The sequence below is a fragment of the Pedobacter sp. 22226 genome, from assembly GCF_052045455.1.
GTDB lineage: Bacteria > Bacteroidota > Bacteroidia > Sphingobacteriales > Sphingobacteriaceae > Pedobacter > Pedobacter jeongneungensis.
Window position 1 is genome coordinate 234791 of record NZ_JBQEPB010000002.1, and the last position, 17651, is coordinate 252441.

Consider the following 17651-nt stretch of genomic DNA (forward strand, 5'->3'; position numbering starts at 1 on the left):
TTATTGCGAACATGAATCTGGCAGGTTTTTACTTAGGTAAGAATCAACAGCAACTAACCATTAACTAAACTATAAATATGAGTAAGATTTACAATCAGAGGGGTATATTCCTATACCTCAAGCGCACCTGTACGGGTAAAGCAAAAAAAATAATCATGATGCTCCTCGCGCTCTTTGCAGGTTTCAATGCTCTTGCACAAACCACTGTTGTGGGTACCGTTAAAGATAATAAAGGTGTAACGCTTCCGGGGGTAAATGTAAAGGTGAAAAACACACAGGTAGCTACACTTACAGATGCCCTGGGTAAATACACCATCAAAACCGAAAGCAATAACCCAACGCTTGTTTTTACCTTTGTTGGCTTCACTACACAGGAAGTTCCTTTAAACGGGCGTTCTACAGTTAATATTACTTTAGAGGATGCTTCGCAAGGGCTTAACGATGTAGTGGTAATCGGTTATGGCACGGCACAGAAAAAAGATGTTACCGGGGCTGTTTCGAGCATTAAAGCTACCCAGCTCGAAAACGAAAATCCAAATAGTGTAACCGATATTCTCCGCGGTAACATTCCGGGTTTAAGTGTGGGGTTTAACAATAGTGCCAAAGGTGGCGGAGATCTCCTGGTGCGTGGAAAAACTACCCTTACCGGTACTACCACGCCACTGATTGTGTTGGACGGAGTGATCTATATCGGTCAGTTATCTGATATCAACCCCAACGATATCGAATCAGTAGATGTACTTAAAGATGCCAGCTCGCTTGCTGTTTATGGGGCAAAAGCTGCAACAGGTGTAGTGGCCATTACCACTAAAAAAGGTAAAAGCGGTGCACCAACCATTAATGTAAATGTAAACTTTGGCATGGCAACCCTGGCGGGCGACCAACCGGTGTACGATGGCCCGGGTTTTTTAAACTGGCGTGCCGATGTACAACGCAGTGGTGGTGTTAATCCGCCATACATTTATAATGATCCGAATAATTTGCCGGAAGGGGTAACCCTTACCCAGTGGTTAAACGGGCAAACGACTACCAATCCAACTGACCTTTGGCTAAGCCGGCTGGGCTTATTGGCCAATGAAAAAGCGAACTATCTTGCCGGAAAAACAACCAACTGGTACGATATGCTTTTTGTAACAGGGCAACGCCAGGATCATACCCTGAGTTTGAGCGGTAAAAAAGAAGAAGTTTCCTATTACATGTCCTTAGGGTACCTTAAAAACGAAAGCATTATTGCGGGTGGCGGTTTCAGTACTTTCCGTACCCGTTTAAACCTGGAAGGTAAAGCCGCCAAATTTTTAACCCTTGGTATGAACCTTCAATTTGCCGACCGTGATGAAGGGGCAATTGAAGCACAGTTTTCGCAGCTGCCTGATTTATCTCCTTACGGCGATTTTTATAATGCTGATGGTTCTTTAAGAAGAATCCCGACAGATGATAACGGCCTTAATGCCCGTAACCCCTTTCTCGATCCTACTTATAATTCGAGGTTACAAAAGCAAAGTACCTTATTTGGGAGCATTTATGCCAAAGTACAACTGCCTTTTGGCATTACCTATCAGGCCAATTTCAGTCCGGGTTTAGATCAGTACCGCACTTTTAACCACCTTTCTTCTAAAAACCCTAATGTTGCTACCCCGGGCGGTTCTGCAACAAGGGCACAGGAAACCAGGTACAACTGGCAGTTAGATAACCTCTTAAAATGGAACAAAACTTTTGCTAACGATCATAATGTAGATGTAACCTTACTGGTGAATGGCGAAAAATATTCAACCTGGTACACCCTTGCAGGTAATGAAGGTTTTGCCCCAACAGATGTACTTGGTTACCACAATATACAAAGTGGCAATAAACCAACCGTAAGCAGTGATGATAAGGTATATACCGGCGATGCCTTACTGGCCAGGGTAAATTATTCGTACAAGGGCAAGTACGCTTTAACAGGCTCCATCCGTAGAGATGGTTACTCTGCATTCGGTGCGGCTAAAAAACGTGCTAATTTTCCGGCTGCTGCTGTAGCCTGGACAGTAAGCGAAGAAAGTTTTTTGAAATCGGCTAAATGGATCGACTTTTTAAAACTCCGTTTGTCATACGGTATCAACGGAAACCGGGAGATCCGCGATAACAATAATGTGATCGATCCTTATGTGGCCATCCAAACCTTAGATGGAGGAAAATACCAATCGGTTAATGGCAGCGGAACACCGGCTGAAGTAAATACTGTTGTTAACAGCTCTCGCTTAGGCAATCCAAACCTGGAATGGGAAAAAACCAAATCTTTAAACCTGGGTCTGGATTTTGGCTTTCTGAATAACAGAATCAGCGGATCGCTTGAGTTATACGACAAAAAAACATCCGATCTTTTAATCAGCCAGACGTTACCTTCTGCAGGGGGCTATGTAAATGTTAATGCCAATTTGGGTCGCGTAAACAACAAGGGGATAGAGCTGGGCATTACCACCAAAAATTTTACAGGCGGTAACATTACCTGGAGCAGCACCGCAAATTTTTCGCTTAACCGGAATAAAATTGTGGCTTTGGCAACACCGAATGACGATCCCGGCAACGGATGGTTTATCGGTAAAGATATCGACGTGATCTGGGAGTATAAAATTTTAGGCGTTTGGCAGGAAAACGAAGTGGCAGAAGCCAATAAATTTAATAAAGGCATTAAACCGGGCGATTTTAAATTGTTGGATGTAGATGGTAATTATGTGTATAACGATCTGGATAAACAGTTTATCGGTTACAGAAGTCCGAGGTTTAACTGGTCGTTCCGCAACGATTTCAATATTTATAAAAACTTCGATTTTTCATTCCAGTTCATATCAAGCTGGGGCCAGCTCAGGGCCGATAACCAGACCAAAAACCAGCCGGGAAGCGTTGGCTTTGGCCGCTCGAGTTCGTACGTGGTACCTTACTGGACTCCAGGTAATCCCATTAACGATTATGCGCGTTTAAATTCTGGCTTAAGTGGGGTAAGTTTCAACGCTTATCGCAAAAGTTCATTCATCAGGTTAAATACCATTGCCCTTGCCTACAGTTTGCCAAAAGATTTTTTGGGTAAACTTAAAATCCAGAACGCAAAAATATATGCCAATGTAAGTAATGCAGGCGTATATGCGCCAAACTGGAACCAATGGGATCCGCAAACTGCAGACGGTAACGGAAATCCTGTGCCAACCCCAAGAGTTTACACTTTCGGACTGAATGTTACCCTTTAAAAAAAATGAAGATGAATATCACATATAAAAAAATAATTCAATTTGTAGCCCTCGCTGTGCTTTTATCAGCAAATGGATGTAAAAAATCGAATCTCGATTCAGAATTACTATCAAAGCTGGAGCCTCAAACCGCTTTAACGAGTGTTGCTGCGATGAAAGCGGCCATTGCGGGGATTGGAGCCAATGTGCGTAAAGAGTTTACCGGCGATATGGCACCCATTGTTACCGAATCTATCTTTTCGGAAGTAGCAGTAGATGGAACAACCGATAAAAGTACGCAGGCACAGGATATGGATACCAGGGTAACGCCGGATGCCAATTTGGATAACCCGGATTTTAACAGAATCGGGTTTTACTGGACCGAAGGTTTCAGAGGCGTACGGATGGCCAATACTGTAATTACCTATATCGATAATGTAACCTATAAAGATGAAGCCGAAAAAAATGCCATCCTTAGTGCAGCCTACTTTTACCGCGCTTATTACTATTACCGTTTGGTACATCAGTTTGGCGATGTGCCCTTAAATTTAAAAGACATAACCGCACCAAAGCTGGATTACTATTCGACCAGGCGCGAGGTGATATTGAAAAAAATGCAGGAAGATCTTTTGTTTGCCGAAAAATGGTTAAAAGATGGTGTAGACCGTGGCGATGTAACCAAAGGTGCCTGCAGTCACTTACTTACAAAGATTAACCTGGCTTTAGGCGATTTTGATGCAGCCATTACCTCTGCCAATAACGTAATCAATAGCGGTACCTATAGTTTAATGCGCAACCGTTTTGGCAGTACCGCCAACGACGCTACCAAAAATGTGGTGTGGGACCTGCACCGAATGGATAATAAGGCCATTGCAGCTAACCGCGAAGCCCTGTTTTTAACCATCGACAGGGAAACCTTGCAGGGCGCTACCGACCTCGGCTCGCAGGTAATGCGTAATTGTGTTCCGGCATGGCACTTTGCCAATTTAAAAACACCATCGGGAGCTACCCAGGCCATTGTTGATGGCGTAAATGTAGAAATTCCCTTAACTCTAATGTATGGCAGGGGAATTGGACGTTATCGTGGCACAGCTTACAGCACTAAAAACATCTGGACAGATAATACCGATTACCGCCATGCGCCTGGTATGTGGATGAACATGACCGATCTGGTTTATAACAACCCGGCACTTAAAACCTCTGCCAATGCAACAGAAAAGGCATTATATGGTAAACCATTGGTTGATGTAACACCTGCCAACGTAAATAATATGTTTTTAAATAAAGGATTGGATACCATTCGTCATTTCTTTGGCTGGCCACATTACAAAACATTTATTAATTCTACCAATGCGCTGGCCGTTGATAAATACTGGACGCCACCAAGAGGCACCAATACCGACTGGTACATCTTCCGTTTGGCAGAAACTTACCTGCTAAGGGCCGAAGCATACTATTGGAAAGGTAATTTAGCTTTGGCCATGGCCGATTTAAACCAGGTACGTTCGAGGGCAAATGCCGCATTATTAACCGTTGCATCAGCAATTACCATCGGAACAATATTAGATGAAAGGGCAAGAGAGCTTTATTACGAAGAGCCACGTAAAACCGAGCTTACCCGTATTGCTTATATTTTTGCCATAACCGGGAAGCCAGCATACAATGGGAAAACCTATAACCTGGCCTCTTTTTCTGACAATAATTTCTTTTACGACAGGATTATTGAAAAGAACGATTTTTACCGCAATAAAGTGCCAACCATAATGGGGGTAAACTTTAAAATTTCTCCTTATCATGTACTCTGGCCTGTTCCGGCAGCAGCACAGCGTTTTAATACTGGCGGCCGTATCAATCAGAATAAAGGATATACCGGTTACGAAAATAATGTACCGGCACTTGATAAAATTCAATAATTATTACTTGTTAAGGGGGGGAGCGTTTTTATAAACGCTAACCCCTTATTCTTAACTTTTAGTAAGTTATAAGATACCAAACTTCAAACACTACCCGCCCCACACTTTTGTAACGCCAAATATCCCTTACCTATGGAAAATAAACCTGTTACATTAAAACTGATTGCAAAAGAACTCAAACTATCCATTTCTACAGTTTCCAAATCATTAAAATATTACCCGCGGATAAAAGAGAGTACAAAACTCAGGGTAAAAGAGCTGGCTGCACGGTTAAATTTTACGCCTGATATTTCGGCATTAAGACTCAGGGATCGTAAATCGCGGATTATTGGCATTATTTTGCCCAATCTTTCCGATCATTTTTTTACCCGTAGTATTTATGGAATGGAGCAGCTGGCAACGGCTAATGGTTATAATATCATTATCAGTCAATCGCACGATAATTTTGAAATGGAAGTAAATGCTGCCGCAACACTTTTAGGTTCGCGGGTAGATGGACTGATTGTGGCCATTTCGAAACAGACATCGGATTTTGCACATTTAGACCAGTTCGAGAAAATCGGGATCCCTGTGGTTTATTATACCCGCAATCCTAGTTTTAACCTCAACTGCCATAAAGTTTTAGGGAATACCCATCAGGGCTGCTATATGGCAACCGAATACCTCATCAATAGGGGGCATAAAAAAGTGGCCTACCTTGGCGGACCAAAAATGGTTAATTTTAGTCACGATCGCTTTTCGGGTTATATCAATGCCCTAAAGGATAACGATATACCTTTTAATGCCGATTATGTAGCTTATACCGATTTCGACGATGCAAATACACTTACAGCCATTAAAAACCTGTTCAGTGATCCCGAAAATGGTCCGACAGCATTGGTAGCTTTTAAAGAAAAACTGCTTTTTGATACCATAAAATTCCTTAGGTCTATAGCACATCCCGAACTTAAAAAACTCGAATGTATTGGCTTTGGTAACGATCCGATTATTGCCTACCTCAGTTCGCCTCCAATAGCCTCAATAGAAGAAAATCCCGAATCGCTGGGCGAGCAGGCTGTTGCTTTATTGGTTAAACTCATTCACGGCGATATTGATGCCAAAGATTATAAAAAGGTAATTGTAAACTGTAACCTGAAAATCCACCAAACAGCATAATCAACCATTAAACAAGGGTTTTAGTGCTGTAGCGTATGCCTTAAAGCGATCATTATTTCAATCGTTGTAACAACAACAGGAAGGGGTTTTTCTGTTTTTAAGATGGGCTTCGTCTGTTTGGGCTTACATTTTTATTTAAGTTAGTGTATCAGATAAATCACTAACCAAAAAGATAAAAAAATCATTAACAATCCCGTAATAAACTATCCAGGATAGGAGTTACACTTCGCAAAAACACTAACCAAATTTAAATCTAAACAAAAATTACAATGAGTCAAAAAATGAACCCGATGCATTTTATCGCATCCCTATTGCTTGTACTTTCTCTAAGTTTTTATGGCTGTGAGAAAGATAAAACAGAAGAGTCAACCCCGGGCAGTATTAATTCTCCGGAGAAGCTGGCCGCTGCCAATCCCGCTGCAGCCGCCGCAGCAGTTTATCCAAGTAACATTAACACCGGATTTAACCATGCCGATGGTGCTTATACTTATGGCGAAGCCAGTGCCGATTTTGGTGGTGCCAGTTTAACCGGCTGGAACGAAAGCAGGGCCTATATTTCGGGCAACTGGGCCAGGGCTACTTTAGCGCCCAATTCAGTATCGAATGGTTTAATTGCAGGTGCTGATATTTCGGACGGTTCTGCTTACGAAGCTACTTTTAAAGTCCGTTTCCATAGTCAGTTTGATTGGAGCAGGGGCGGAAAAGTTGGTTTCGGCTTCCTCATTGGTGAAGGAAATACCGGATGCGATATTGCCAGCGATGGTAATGGCGGAAGTTTGCGCCTGATGTGGTACAATACTGGTAGCCGCGTATTCTTTCAGCCTTATGTGTACCACAGAGATATGGCCGGCCCTTGTGGCGATACCTTTGGTAAATCATATCCTTCATCAGGCAGCCTCGTTAAGGGCGATACCTATACCGTTCACCTTTATGTGAAAAGCAACACCGGATCGAGCAAAAACGGTTGGGTACAGGTAATCATCAACGGTACAACGGTATTGGATCAATCAATCCGCTGGACAACCAACGATGCACAACGTTTAATCAACAGGTTATCGTTCCATAATTTTAGAGGCGGAAAAGATGTTGCCGTATGGGGCTCAAGTCAAACCAGTTACATTTATTTTGATGATCTTGTGGTAAATAAGATCAACTAATTATAATCGATCTGTTTTAAAAGAGTAACCGTCATTTCGACTGGAACGCAGTGGAATGCCTGCCCGTACAGGCGGGGAGAAATCTATCTCGGGATAGATTTAGCTTCGCTGAGCCTTCGGGTTCTCGGCTGCATTGCACTCTGCTCGAAATGACGTTATTTTTTTAGGGTGTAAACTCATCTGTTATTCACATTAATTTCAATAAAATACCAGAAATGACGACTTATTTTTCGACCACCTCATCCTTAACGTTTTTAAAGCCATTATCCCTAATCGTATTATTAAAAGGAGCAACATTCTGCATTACCGGCGAAGGATATCTTTTCGTATCAAATTTCCCAGTCCAGTCTGCATCCTTACTATCGCCGATCAAAATTCCTGTTGTGGCGTTTGAAATTGTGTTGTTTTTTATCATACAATCACTTGCAGCAATATAAAAACCAATTTCATCTTTTCCTTTCGCCATGCCATACATTAACCTGATGGCTGTTGCAATGCCATCAATTTTATTATTGATGATCTGATGGCCGGTTCCATTGATGCGGATACCGCCTGTACCACCTTTAAAAGTATTATCCGCAATTACGCAATCGTGACCGCCACGCATCACCAGTTCGCCATCATTATCTTCGAAATAATTGTTCAGGTATTTATTGCCACTGCTTTTATTGCTGATCACTTCATTTTCGCCATTGCAATGGATAAACCGGTTTTTCCACACCGTAGTTTCTGGTTTTTGATTGCCCAGCAATACCGGATCCTGACCAACCTGCACACATTCGCCACCATTCGCATTTGGCCAGCTTACTTTGTTTTTATCCCTGAAAATGTTGTTTTTAATCAGTGTAAATTTTGGGCAGGCATCTTTGGTTATTTTAACCTGCACATCCTGATTATCTATATTCGAAATAAAATTACAACCCTCAACTATGTTATTGCTACCGTTCCCTGAAATAATAACCAGGGGCGTAAATTGAGTTTTAACCTGGTTTGAAGAAAAACTGCAGTCCGATATTCGGCAATTATTACTGATACTAAGTTCGATAAGTACACCAGTTTTAGTTATCACACAATCTTTAAAGTTAATTCCTTTAATAAAAACATATGCTCCTGAAATACTGAATATTGGTTTGGTAACATTACCTGAAAAAGTAACCATACCTGGTTTTTCTGCCCGTATCATGATAGGTTTTGCCGAAGTTCCCTTGTTATGGATACTTAAAGACCAATCAGTATAATTTCCATTTTTAATCTCTACCTCATCTCCAGGTACGAATAAAGATTGAACAGTCTTGAACTCCTGTTCTGAGCCAATATAGTACACTTTGGCAGAGACTTTTTGCATGAAGATTAAAGATAATAAAATGCAGATACTGAGTTTCCGGATCATCATTAGTGCAGGTGTTACGTTTCTTCAAACATACTAAAGCAAAGGCTGATATCATGATTAATAAATCGATTTTATCATCAATTTTACAGCATTTAATAGGCGTATGAATGGTTTTTACCTATGCAGTTGGCGCCTGCCCAAAAAAATAAAAGGTACGAGAGGCCTTTTTTAATTTATTAGGCTTATTTTTGCGGCAATTATAGAACCATACAGGCCATATTTTATGCCTGTAAACCTCGACAATCATTAGAAAACAAATAATTATCAATGACAAACGACAAAAAAGAAATATTCGAAAGCGTAGCACAACGTTTAAAAATTGAAGGTTTTAATGTAGTAAACCGCGATGAAACCCGTCCATGGGGTGGTTTCTTTGTGATAGATGAAGCGCAGGCACAACAATTTGCCGATACTTATTTTGATGGATTAAATGTAGAAGACCTTAAAATTGGTGGTAAATTAAGTCCGAAAATTTTAATCGTTGCTCCAAACACACGTCTTTCGTGGCAATATCACCACCGCAGGGCCGAAATATGGCAAGTAGTAACTGGTACTGTTGGTATTAAAACCAGCCAGACTGACGAAGAAGGTGAAGTGAAAAAATATGCTCCGAAAGATCAAATCAAATTACAACAGGGCGAGCGTCACCGTTTAATCGGTTTAGAAGACTGGGGAGTTGTGGCAGAAATCTGGCAACATACCGATGCTTCGAACCCATCAGATGAAAGCGATATTGTTCGCGTTCAGGACGATTTCGGCAGATAATAAAATATACACATAAGATCCTGTTCTATCACATTGGAACAGGATTCTCTTAGTCTAAACGCTTAAACCAAAGCAGTTTTTCTATACGCTGGAAAACTAAACGCCCTCAAACTACGTTTATAAAGCATACACATCATACATGATCATCTTCATTTTTTTTCTTTGTCATTGGTTTTTATCCCTGTTTAGTCAAACCTTTTTCCTTCACCGTTACTCATCGCACAAGATGTTTAAAATGGAGCTTTTTTGGGAACGGTTTTTCTACCTGGTATTGCTGATCTCGCAAGGTTCATCATTTTTAAATCCAAGGGCTTACGCCATTTTGCACCGGATGCACCATGCATACAGCGACACAGAAAAAGATCCGCATTCTCCACATTTTTTTAAGGATGTTTTCGGGATGATGATTGCTACGAAGAACATGTACATGAATTACCTGCAGTTTAAAATACAGCCTGAGCCTGCTTTTCAGGGAAATTATCCTGAATGGCCGATTGTAGATAAAATTGGCAATTCGTGGGCCTGGAGAATTGCATGTGGTTTATTTTACATCGGTTTTTATATTGCTTTTGCCAACCACTGGTGGCTGTTTATCTTATTGCCGATCCACTTTTTAATGGGACCACTGCATGGTGCAATTGTAAACTGGTGCGGGCATAAATACGGTTACTCTAACCATGATAACGACGACCACAGTAAAAATTCCTTACCCTGGGATTTCTTATTAATGGGAGAACTTTTTCAGAACAACCACCACAAAAAACCCAATAGCCCAAATTTCGCCACTAAATGGTGGGAATTTGATCCAACCTATCCGGTAATGAAAGTTTTGCACTGGATGAGGATTATTAAAATCAGGAAGGTTTAAGAGGAGGGTTAAGCTTAAAGACTTAGCCCAAAGCCATGGTTTGTGTACCATGGTCTGTGTCCCCACAGACCATCAAGTTCTCCTAATTGATTGTTAGGGAACTTATTAGCCACGGATACACTGAAAACACAGATTTGCCCCGCGATCGTCGTTTCGACCGCAGTGGAGAAATCTAATTTGTTTCATACTTTTTTGTGTACCATGGTCTGTGTCCCCACAGACCATCAAGTTTTCCTAATTGATTAATTGTTCGGGGAACTTATTAGCCACGAATGCACTGAAAACACAGATTTACTCCGCGCTCGTCATTTCGACCGCAGTGGAGAAATCTAATTTGTTTCATACTTTTTTGTGTACCATGGTCTGTGTCCCCACAGACCATTAACAAAATTTGGTCGTTTCTTTTTCCTTCCTTATACTATTTTGTGTTCTCTAAACCTGACAGCAGCTAAAATCCTTTTTGATCGCACTACCATTAATATGCTGTCATGCTGAGGCACGAAGCATCTGTTCCCTATAAAACGGACGCCTGAATCAGCGCACAACAGCACCACAAAAAGATTGAAGCGAATGGCAGGACTATCGTAACCGAAACGAACAGGAACCTGCTTTTCAAAAAAACACTACTTCTTTATGCCACGGATGTACAGAAAACACGGAAAATAGCCCGCTTTTGTCATAGAAGCGGAGTTGAAGAATAATTCAGATCTTTTAATCAAATCCTTTTTGCTTATCTTACCGTATATACTCCAACCTGTTTTAAAATTCAATCATTTGATGATCAATTTCCTCAAAATCGTTTTCTCTGCACTGCTCGTTTTTATGTGCTATAAAGTAATAAGTACCTCATTAGAAAGCAATTTGTTCGAACAATGGGATTTTCTGGGCAGCATCCCATGGATGCGTGCCACCTTATGGGATTTTTATGCTAATATCTTCATTATTACCCTTTGGATGTTCTATAAAGAAAAAAGCATTATTCTTAAAATCTCTATTGCCGTTTTGTTCGTATGTTTAGGAAGCATAGCAACCCTGGCTTATGTTTTAGTGCATTTATTCAAACTAAAAGATGGCGAAGGTGTTAGAGAATTGCTGGTAAAAAGGTAGAAGGCAAAAGGTATAAGGCTGAAGGTGAAAACCTAAAGTAGAATGCATTTCCTTAAACCTTATGCCCTAAACCTTAAACCTTTTATGGATTACAAACATCTACTATTCATCGCACTCATTTCGCTAATTGCCTGCTGTTTTATTATGGCCATGGTTTGGCTTTGGGCTAAGAAAATAAAAAACGCTGGCGTGGTTGATGTTTTCTGGGCGCTTAACTTTCCGGTAATTACTCTGATCACTTTTTTTATGTCTGACGGTTATGATCCCCGAAAAATATTAATCTGTGGCATGTTTTTACTGGCCGAATTGCGATTAGGTATTCATCTTTGGCAAAGGGTAATAGGTCATCTGGATGAAGAAGAGGGAAGATACCAACAGCTCCGTAAAGAATGGGGCGATAAAGCCGACCGAAACTTCTTCGTGTTTTTTCAGTTTCAGGCGATTTCCAATGTTATCCTTGCCGTTCCGTTTTTTATCATCACGGCAAATCAATCGCAGGGAATTTCTGTTTTAGAATTTATTGGAGCTTTAGTGTGGGCAATTGCGTTTTTCGGAGAAATGATTGCCGACAGACAGCTTGCTGCATTTAAAAAAGATCCGAGCAATAAAGGCAAGGTTTGCGATACCGGATTATGGTACTACAGCCGCCACCCCAATTACTTTTTTGAGTGGTTAACCTGGATAGGCTATTTTATTTTCGCGCTGGCTTCTCCATGGGGTATTCTGGCCATCATTAGTCCAGCCATTATTTTATATTTATTAACAAAAGTTACCGGCGTTCCAAATAATGAAGAGCAAAATCTGCGGAGTAAACCTGTAGCTTACAAGAAATACCAGGAAACAACGAGCGCCTTTTTTCCGTGGAAGAAAAAATAGTCGGAAGACGGAGGTCCGAAAGACCGAAGTTTAGGGCGGCTGGCAAATTCGAACAAGTAAAATTAACATCAACCAATCCGCCATTAGGCGTTTTGCGTATAAAATAATAACACCGGACATCCGACTTCGGACTTCCGACCATCAAACTCCAAGCTTAAAATGTGGTACGATAAACTTTTAGAAAACGATAAACTTCCGGATACCGCTTTGCGTATCGGCATCAGAAAATTATGTAAACAGCGCCTTGACGATGAAACACTGGGCGATGAAGAATTACAGCAGGAAAAATTTATGGATCTGGTTGCAGAGCTGAAACAATCGCCAATTGCCGTAAACACAGCCGATGCCAATGAGCAGCACTATGAGTTGCCTACCGAATTTTTTCAATACTGTTTGGGTAAAAACTTAAAATATAGCAGTGGTTATTGGAAACCGGGCGTTAAAGATATTGATACTTCAGAAGATGATATGCTTTCTTTAACCTGCAAAAGGGCAGATTTACAAAACGGGCAAAATGTTTTGGAACTTGGCTGCGGCTGGGGATCGCTTTCTTTATATATGTCGGCTAAATTTCCAGAAAGTACTTTTACTGTGGTATCTAATTCGGCCACGCAAAAAATCTTTATCGATGAAACGGCAAAACAACGCGGAATCCAGAATTTAACGGTTTTAACTGCCGATATGAACACTTTTACCATCGCTGATACTTTCGATCGTGTGGTTTCGGTAGAAATGTTTGAGCACATGCGTAACTATAAATTTTTGTTGAACAAGGTGGCTTCTTTCATGAAACCTGATGGAAAACTTTTCGTGCACATATTTACCCATAAAACCCTGGCTTACAAATTTGAGGTGATTGATGAAACCGATTGGATGAGTAAATACTTTTTTACCGGAGGGATTATGCCTTCAAACCACTTGTTTTTCTACTTTAATGATGACCTGAAAATTGATAAACACTGGGTGGTAAACGGAACCAATTATGGCAAAACTTCCGAAGCCTGGTTAAGCAATATGGACAAACATAAAAAAGAAATTATGCCCATTTTAGAACGCACTTACGGTAAAGATCAGGCTGTAAAATGGTGGGTGTACTGGAGGTTGTTCTACATGTCATGCGCCGAACTGTTTAATTACAATAAAGGAAACGAATGGATGGTGTGCCATTATTTGTTCGAAAAAAACAAATAATGTAAAAGGTAAGGATGTAAGATGGATAATGGAGGCAGCGATATGCCCGTCATTCATCTTACATCGTCCATTTTCCATCCTTCATTTATATTACCTTTTCCATCATCCATATTACGTTTTCCATTTTACATTATCATCTTACATCATGCAGACACTCGCCATTATCGGCTCCGGAATAGCAGGCATGGGTTGTGCCCATAAATTGCAGCATAAATACGATATTACCCTTTTCGAAGAGCTCGGTTATATCGGTGGTCATACCAATACCATTACGCTCGAAGAAGATGGCAAACCCATTTATCTGGATAGTGGTTTTATGGTTTTTAACTATCAAACCTATCCAAATTTAACAGAAATGTTTGCTGAAATTAATGCCCCGGTAATTAAAACCGACATGTCTTTCAGTGTGCAGTTTCTGCCTAAAAAATTAGAGTACAGTGGCTCAAGCTTAAACCACCTTTTTGCACAGCGAAAAAATTTGTTCAATGTTTCTTATTTAAAAATGTTGATGCAGATTAACCGCTTCAATAAGCAAAGTGTAGAGATTTTGGATAAACCTGAATATCAGGATTACTCGATTGGCAGATTTTTTAAGGAATTTGGTTACAGTGATGATATGCTCTGGCAATACCTCATTCCAATGAGTGCTGCCGTTTGGAGTGCTCCAATGGAACAAATTCTGGATTTCCCTGCCATTACGCTCATCCGCTTTTTTAAAAATCACGGTTTTTTGGGTCTGGATACCCAGTATCAATGGTACACGCTGCAAAATGGAAGTCAGGCTTACCGCGAAAAACTGATTGCGCCATTCCGCGACAGGATCAAAATCAACAATAAAATCGTTTCTGTAAGGCGTTTGGAAAACGGTAAAGTTGAAGTAGAAAATCAAAAAGGCGAGAAATTCGAATTCGATAAAGTAATTATGGCCAGTCATGCCGACCAGACTTTCGAAATCGTAAAAGATAAAACCGCTTTAGAAGCCGAACTGCTTTCTAAATTTAAATACCAGCTAAACAAAGCTGTGGTGCACACCGACGAAAAGCAGATGCCGGAAACAAAACTGGCCTGGAGCAGCTGGAATTACCGTGTAGAGAAAAAGAACGATAAATTATTGCCAAGCACCATTTACTGGATGAACAGTTTGCAGGGTGTTTCTAAAAAACAGAATTATTTTGTTTCCATTAACCCTACCGGAACGTTAAATCCGGAAAAGGTTATTAAAGAAATAGATTATCATCATCCTTTGTTTGACGTTCCTGCCATGCAGGCGCAGGAACAATTGCACAGGTTAAATGAAACCGGCCCGATTTATTATTGCGGCAGTTATTTTAAATATGGTTTTCATGAAGATGCGTATAAGAGCGCGGTGGATTTGTGTAGGGGACTGTAATGTAAGTTACCGTCATTTCGAGCGAAGTGCAACGTAGTCGAGAAATCTGTCTAGAGATAGATCTCTCTCCCGAATATTCGGGACGTTCCGGTCGAGATGATGAATCGAAAGATAATCCACAAGAAAAAGCGTAAATTGTAATTACAATGGAATTTAACTCAAACATCTACACTATTTTCCTCGGTCTGTGTCCTCACAGATCGAATATTAATTAAATGGACTGTGAGGACACAGGCCATGGAATAGAGCGCGGTGGATTTGTGTAGGGGACTGTAATGTAAGTTACCGTCATTTCGAGCGGAGTGCAACGTAGTCGAGAACCCGAAGGCTCAGCGAAGCTAAATCTGTCTAGAGATAGATCTCTCCGCTACACTGCGTTTCGGTCGAGATGACGAATCGAAAGATAATCCACAAGAAAAATCGTAAATTGAAGTAATAATAATGAATTTTACATCAAACATATATACCGCTAAGGTCATGCACCACCGCCTGGCACCCAAAAAACATTCTTTTTGGTATAACGTGTATATGTTTTACATCGATCTGGATGAGTTAGATCTTCTTGCCCAAAAACTTCGCTGGTTTAGCCGGAATAAATTTAACCTGTTTTCCTTCCGCGATGCTGAGCACCTGCAATTGCCAAAAGAAAATCCGGACCAGAGCAAAAACACAAGGCAACATGTTGAAGATTATTTAAAAGAAAATGGCGTTGATGGCACTCAGCTTAAAATCAAACTGCTTACCAATCTCAATGTTCTGGGTTATAATTTTAATCCCGTTTCCTTTTATTATTGTTTTGATCAGGAAGAAAATCCGGTTTGTTGTGTGGCCGAAATCAGCAATACTTACCGCGAAATGAAACTTTTTTTCTTTGGGAAAGATGAGCTGGACGGCGATACCTTTAAAAAAATCACCACCAAATATTTTTATGTTTCGCCTTTTATCGATCACGATGATTCATTCGATTTTAAATTAAAAGTTCCAGCTGATACGCTCGATATTAAAATTAACGACCTGGATAAGACCGGTAAATTATTTTTTATCAGTACCTTAATGGGTGAAAAAAAACCTTTAACCAACTCGGGATTGCTGCGGTATTTTTTCTCTATACCCTTAATTCCCTTGCAGGTAATGGGCATGATCCACTGGCAGGCCTTTAAGCTTTGGTTAAAAAAAATACCATTTCATCCAAAAGCCAAAAACCCTGAACTGCAACGCAACGTATATAAACCCTATAAACCACAAATTAAATAGATCAAAAATTATGAACACGCTTACCGCTACCAGAACATCATCGGGTTTTTTCGAAAGAGTAGTGCTTAACGCACTTTCCAAAATGACTTTAGGGAAATTGGAACTTTCGCTGCCTAACGGCGAAACTTTGGTTTTTGGAAACGGTGAACATAAAATTGAAGCGCATATCCAGGTTAACCACCCTGATTTTTTTAAATCAATTGCCCTTTATGGCGATATCGGCTTTGGTGAAGGTTATACTTCGGGCCTTTGGGATACCACCAACATCACCAATGTAATTAAATGGGTAATCCTGAATATCGAAAACGCACCTTCGGTTACCGGTAGCAAGGTAAAATCTATTGCGTTGGGCATTTTTAAATGGGTAAACAAGATTTATCATGTGCGCAGGGCAAACACTTTGGCCGGATCGCAGAAAAATATTTCGGAACATTACGACCTGAACAACGAGTTCTTTGCTACTTTTTTGGATAAAACCATGACGTATTCCAGCGGTTATTTTAACCCGGAAGATTTAAGTTTAGAAGAATCGCAATATGCAAAATACGACCGTCTGGCCAGGCAGTTAAAAATTAAAGCGACCGACCATGTGCTGGAGATTGGAAGTGGCTGGGGCGGAAATGCCATCTTTTTAGCCAAAAATTATGGCTGTAACGTTACTTCAGTTACCATTTCGAAAGAGCAGCAGAAACTGGCCATGGAGCGGGTTCGTGCAGAAGGACTGGCCGGTAAAGTTTCGGTCATCATCAAGGATTACCGTAAAATTGAGGGTACTTTTGATAAGATCGTTTCTATTGAAATGCTCGAGGCAGTTGGTCACCAGTATTTGGAAACCTATTTCGAAAAATGCCAGGAGCTTTTAAAACCAGATGGAATTTTTGCTTTTCAGGTCATTACTTCACCCGATTGCAGGTACGATAAATTGCGTAATGGGGTCGACTGGATCCAGAAACATATTTTTCCCGGTTCGCTACTGCCTTCGGTAGCCGCCATGAACAAAGCCATAAATGAAACCGGCGATTTAACCCTGGTCGATTTAAAAGATATGGGTTTAGATTATGCCCGCACCCTTCATTTATGGTTCATCGAATTCAATAAAAACCTCGATAAAGTGAAAGCACTGGGCTTTGATGAAACCTTTATCCGCAAATGGAATTATTACCTGAACTATTGTGAAGCAGCCTTTGCCATGCGGAATATTAACGTAATGCAGATGGTTTACTCGAGACCGAATAATATTTCACGATAGGGATGTAAGATGTATTATGTAAGACGGATGATGGGGAATTTCCATTTTCCATTATCCATCTTCCATTTTACATGTCTCCTTTTACCGATAAAACCATATCATTCACCGAATAAAATATAGAGTTAGAATAAAAAGT

At 40.6% G+C, this 17651-nt stretch carries 13 protein-coding genes; 12 read left to right on the forward strand and 1 reads right to left on the reverse strand.

Going from position 1 to position 17651, the window contains the following annotated elements:
- Positions 1-77: 77 nt before the first annotated feature.
- The 4 genes from ACTJKC_RS04445 (at position 78) to ACTJKC_RS04460 (ending at position 7425) form a co-directional block, all read left to right on the forward strand.
- Entirely contained in the window at positions 78-3221 is a 3144-nt protein-coding gene (locus ACTJKC_RS04445; RefSeq protein ID WP_440790458.1) for a SusC/RagA family TonB-linked outer membrane protein, read from the forward strand.
- 11 nt (positions 3222-3232) lie between these two features.
- Positions 3233-5113 carry a RagB/SusD family nutrient uptake outer membrane protein gene (locus tag ACTJKC_RS04450; protein WP_440790459.1) on the forward strand — a complete coding sequence of 627 codons (1881 nt, stop codon included), beginning with the start codon at positions 3233-3235 and terminating at the stop codon, positions 5111-5113.
- 132 nt (positions 5114-5245) lie between these two features.
- A complete protein-coding gene (locus ACTJKC_RS04455) occupies positions 5246-6268 on the forward strand; it encodes a LacI family DNA-binding transcriptional regulator (RefSeq protein WP_440790460.1) in 1023 nt (340 codons plus the stop codon).
- A gap of 269 nt (positions 6269-6537) precedes the next feature.
- Positions 6538-7425: a polysaccharide lyase gene (locus tag ACTJKC_RS04460; protein ID WP_440790461.1), complete on the forward strand. Its 888-nt coding sequence runs from the start codon at positions 6538-6540 to the stop codon at positions 7423-7425.
- 223 nt (positions 7426-7648) lie between these two features.
- Here ACTJKC_RS04460 and ACTJKC_RS04465 read toward each other — a convergent pair whose 3' ends face one another.
- Positions 7649-8770 (reverse strand): chondroitinase-B domain-containing protein, encoded by a 1122-nt coding sequence (locus ACTJKC_RS04465; RefSeq protein ID WP_440790462.1) that lies wholly within the window; start codon positions 8768-8770, stop codon positions 7649-7651.
- Positions 8771-9082: 312 nt separating this feature from the next.
- Between ACTJKC_RS04465 and ACTJKC_RS04470 the strand changes: the two genes are divergently transcribed.
- The 8 genes from ACTJKC_RS04470 (at position 9083) to ACTJKC_RS04505 (ending at position 17515) form a co-directional block, all read left to right on the forward strand.
- The gene (locus ACTJKC_RS04470) at positions 9083-9580 is read left to right on the forward strand and encodes a phosphoheptose isomerase (protein WP_025142534.1); all 498 of its coding nucleotides are present in this window, start codon (positions 9083-9085) and stop codon (positions 9578-9580) included.
- 139 nt (positions 9581-9719) lie between these two features.
- Positions 9720-10448, forward strand: a complete 729-nt coding sequence (locus ACTJKC_RS04475) for an acyl-CoA desaturase (protein ID WP_316826196.1) — start codon at positions 9720-9722, stop codon at positions 10446-10448.
- A 777-nt stretch (positions 10449-11225) separates the two neighbouring features.
- Positions 11226-11555, forward strand: coding sequence for a DUF1475 family protein (locus ACTJKC_RS04480; protein WP_344848684.1), 330 nt, complete (start codon positions 11226-11228; stop codon positions 11553-11555).
- Positions 11556-11597: 42 nt separating this feature from the next.
- Positions 11598-12431: a DUF1295 domain-containing protein gene (locus tag ACTJKC_RS04485; RefSeq protein WP_440790463.1), complete on the forward strand. Its 834-nt coding sequence runs from the start codon at positions 11598-11600 to the stop codon at positions 12429-12431.
- Positions 12432-12590: 159 nt separating this feature from the next.
- On the forward strand, positions 12591-13622 hold the full coding sequence (locus ACTJKC_RS04490) for an SAM-dependent methyltransferase (RefSeq protein WP_440790464.1): 1032 nt from the start codon (positions 12591-12593) through the stop codon (positions 13620-13622).
- 145 nt (positions 13623-13767) lie between these two features.
- A complete protein-coding gene (locus ACTJKC_RS04495; protein ID WP_440790465.1) occupies positions 13768-15012 on the forward strand; it encodes an NAD(P)/FAD-dependent oxidoreductase in 1245 nt (414 codons plus the stop codon).
- Between the two features lie 441 nt (positions 15013-15453).
- Positions 15454-16266 (forward strand): DUF1365 domain-containing protein, encoded by an 813-nt coding sequence (locus ACTJKC_RS04500; RefSeq protein ID WP_440790466.1) that lies wholly within the window; start codon positions 15454-15456, stop codon positions 16264-16266.
- 10 nt (positions 16267-16276) lie between these two features.
- Positions 16277-17515: a class I SAM-dependent methyltransferase gene (locus ACTJKC_RS04505; RefSeq protein ID WP_440790467.1), complete on the forward strand. Its 1239-nt coding sequence runs from the start codon at positions 16277-16279 to the stop codon at positions 17513-17515.
- Positions 17516-17651: the final 136 nt, after the last annotated feature.